2 protein-coding genes and 1 pseudogene are annotated in these 3,208 nt (G+C 54.3%); 2 read left to right on the forward strand and 1 reads right to left on the reverse strand.

Features of this window, described 5'->3' with window-relative positions:
• Positions 1–232 precede the first annotated feature (232 nt).
• Positions 233–2,407: a primosomal protein N' gene (locus tag ACTHYN_RS16210; RefSeq protein WP_441813437.1), complete on the reverse strand. Its 2,175-nt coding sequence runs from the start codon at positions 2,405–2,407 to the stop codon at positions 233–235.
• 182 nt (positions 2,408–2,589) lie between these two features.
• On the opposite strand from ACTHYN_RS16210, the gene rpmE reads away from it, so the two are divergent.
• Positions 2,590–2,814 (forward strand): 50S ribosomal protein L31, encoded by a 225-nt coding sequence (rpmE, locus tag ACTHYN_RS16215; protein WP_441813438.1) that lies wholly within the window; start codon positions 2,590–2,592, stop codon positions 2,812–2,814.
• 228 nt (positions 2,815–3,042) lie between these two features.
• Positions 3,043–3,208, forward strand: a pseudogene (locus ACTHYN_RS16220) (malate dehydrogenase); the annotation flags it as partial.

Below are 3,208 nucleotides of genomic sequence, written 5' to 3' on the forward strand. Positions count from 1 at the left end.
AACGCCGACGCACGAGCAAGAAATTTCCCTGACATTACTTTTCTCCAGTTTCCGTTACAGCAAGAGCCCCTGAATGCTTATTTCCCGCGCGATCGTTGCAAGCTAGGTACATTTACAGGTTCAGATTATTAATTTTCCGAAATAATAGCATAGGTTTTGGCCATAAAATGCTGATTAGTATTCATTTCTGCAATTGTTTGTAACTCAATTTTGTCTGTTGAATCAGGGTGGGTTAGCCAGTTTCCTGAGGATCTACATCAATCATCCATTTAGCGCTTTTGGTGGTTCTTTCTTGCTCCAGGGTTTGGCAAATACTGGTGAGCAGTTTGTTCAGTCTTAGCCGGTTGTCTGTGTTCAGTACCAGTTGCGCCCGGTGTCTGTCGGCCCGGCGAGCGATCAGCGCGGGTAGCGGGCCCCAGGTTTCAATGCCGGGCGCGTTGGTGAGTGGTTTTATGCGATCCAGTAGTTGCAGGCTTTGCTCCATGGTGTCCGCTTCGGCCCGAAAAATCGCCATGGCGCGAAACGGCGGAAACTGCCCGGCTTCGCGTTCCTCAAGAAGCTGGTCGGCCATGTCCAGGTAGCGGCCATTGCAGAGTGTTCTTAGCAGTGGGTGGTCGCTGTGGCAGGTTTGCACAACCACGTTGCCTGCTTTGGTGCCGCGCCCGGCCCGCCCGCTTACTTGCAGTAATAGTTGAAGCAGTTGCTCTGGTGCTCTGAAATCGACGCTGAAAAGGCCTCCGTCGGCGTTGATCGCCACTACCAGGGTCACATTCGGGAAGTCATGGCCTTTGGCCAGCATTTGCGTGCCAACCAGTATGCAGGGCTTGCCGGTGTTTACCTGCTTCAAAATGTTTTGAATGCTGCCCTTGCGTTGGGTGCTGTCCCTGTCCACACGAACGATGGGGGTGTCCGGAAAGTGAGCGGCCAGGATGTCTTCGGTTTGCTCAGTGCCTTGGCCAACGGGTTTGAAAGCTTGGCTTTTGCATTTGGGGCAGGTTTCGGTAGCCGGTGCCTGATAGTCGCAGTGGTGGCATCGCATTGCCCTGTCGCGGCGGTGATAGGTAAGCCGTGTGTCGCAGCGGGGGCACTCAACCATGTGGCCGCAATCAAAACACATCATTACCGGTGCAAAGCCGCGGCGGTTTACAAACACCAGTGCCTGATTGCCGCTATCCAGAGTTTGCCGCAGGGCTTGCAGGGCGGGGCGCGACAAGCCACCTTCAAGTGGCCGGCTGCGTATGTCCAGCAGGCTGATCGATGGTGGTACAGCGCTGCCCGCACGTTCTTCAAGCCGAATCAGGCGGTATTTGCCGCCAAGGGCGTTGTGGTAAGACTCCAGCGAAGGCGTAGCCGAGCCCAGGATCACCGGGCAGCGGTTCAGGTGGGCGCGATAAACGGCCACGTCTCGGCCGGAGTAGCGAAAGCCTTCGCCCTGTTTGTACGAGCTGTCGTGCTCTTCGTCTACGATCAGGGTTTTCAGGTTGGTGAATGGCAGCAGTACGGCAGAGCGCGTACCAATAAGGATAACCGGCTCGCCATTACGGATTCTCAGCCAGGCGTTCAGTCGCTCGCTGTCGTTCAGGGCGGAGTGCCATACCACAATGCGCTCGCCGAAATAGCGTTGGAACCGGGCAACGGTTTGCGGTGTCAGGTTTATTTCCGGCACCAGTACCAGTGCCTGGTCTTGAGGTGTGAGGTTCTGTTTTAGATAGTGCAGATAAATCTCTGTTTTACCGCTGCCTGTTATGCCGTATAGAAGGGATGCGTTAAAGCCGTCTTCGGGGGGTGGCAGTTGGCAGGCTGCTTCGTGTTGTGCGGCCGAAAGTTCCGGGGCGGCTACGGTTTCATTGTGCTTTTGGCCCTGGGTGTGTTCCTCGGCTGGTGTTATTGCCCGAATCAGGTCTTTGTTGCTTAGCGTTTTTAGCTGCGCACGGGTGAACCCCGCCCGGATTATGTCGCTGCCTTTTGCGCCGGTTTTGTGCTGCGCAATCCAGTCCAGCAGATGTTTTTGTTTGTGGGCATTTTTAGGCAATATTGCGCTACTGCCGCTGGCTTGCCACCAGTCTTCGCTTTTTTCGATGGCTGGCCGGCCCCGGCGTAATGCGGGGGGTAGGGCGGTGAATAAGCATTCACCCAGGGGGTGTTGGTAATAATCACTGGCCCAGCTTAGTAGCTGAAAGGTTTCTTTGGGTAGTGCGGGCCATGTTTCCAGTGCGCTATGAATAGGCTTAAGGGTGATGCCTTCCGGTGGCGTGATGTTGGTTTCCACCACCAGGCCAATGGCTTGTTGGCGCCCGAAAGGGATTTTTACCCGTTGGCCGGGCTGCAGAATAAGGCCGGCCGGCACAATATAGTCGAAGAGCCTTCTGAGTGGCCGGTTCAGTGCAATGCGAGCTGTGGATGGCACTGAGTGCTCCTTGTAGTAAGGCTTGCCTGCCAGGGTAATTGCAAGTAAGATTCGCGGTCTGTTTCTGGCAGGGCATGGATTGTGCCCCGTCTTCTTCATTGATTCAAATATGCGGTGCTTGGCACCAGGGTGGTCATGATCGCCCCGTGATCGAGTAGCGGCATAACCTACAGAGGTTCCCCATGAAAGAAGGTATTCACCCTAAGTACAACGACATCACTGCCACGTGTTCTTGCGGTAGCGTGATGAATACTCGTTCCACATACGGTAAAGATCTGCAGCTTGATGTTTGCTCACAGTGCCACCCATTCTACACTGGCAAGCAGAAAGTTATGGATACCGGTGGTCGTATCGATCGCTTCCAGAAGCGTTTTGGTGGTCGTATCGCCGGCGGCAAGAAAGATTAATTCTTGCAGCAGAGTCAAAAAAAGCGCCTGAGGGCGCTTTTTTTGTGAATGGCCGAAATAAATGCTTAGTTTTTGATTATACGCAATTAGCCGTATTGACTGGTCATGATTTGCTCGGTAAGCCCTTGTCGTTTTGGGACGGGCGCGCCATAATGACGCGCTCCCTTGAGTAGGCTCTTGCCTTTTGAGGGCTTATTACCTTTTAACGTGACAAACGGAACAGTGGCAATGTCTCAAGATCTGAAAGAAGCAGCCCTTGAATATCACGCCAAGCCGCGGCCTGGGAAAATCAGTGTAGAAATCTCTAAGCCGACAGCGACCGCACGCGACCTGGCTTTGGCGTACAGCCCCGGGGTTGCCGAGCCAGTCCGCGAGATCGCTAAGGACCCGGAGA

The sequence above is a fragment of the Marinobacter sp. genome, from assembly GCF_052091845.1.
GTDB lineage: Bacteria > Pseudomonadota > Gammaproteobacteria > Pseudomonadales > Oleiphilaceae > Marinobacter.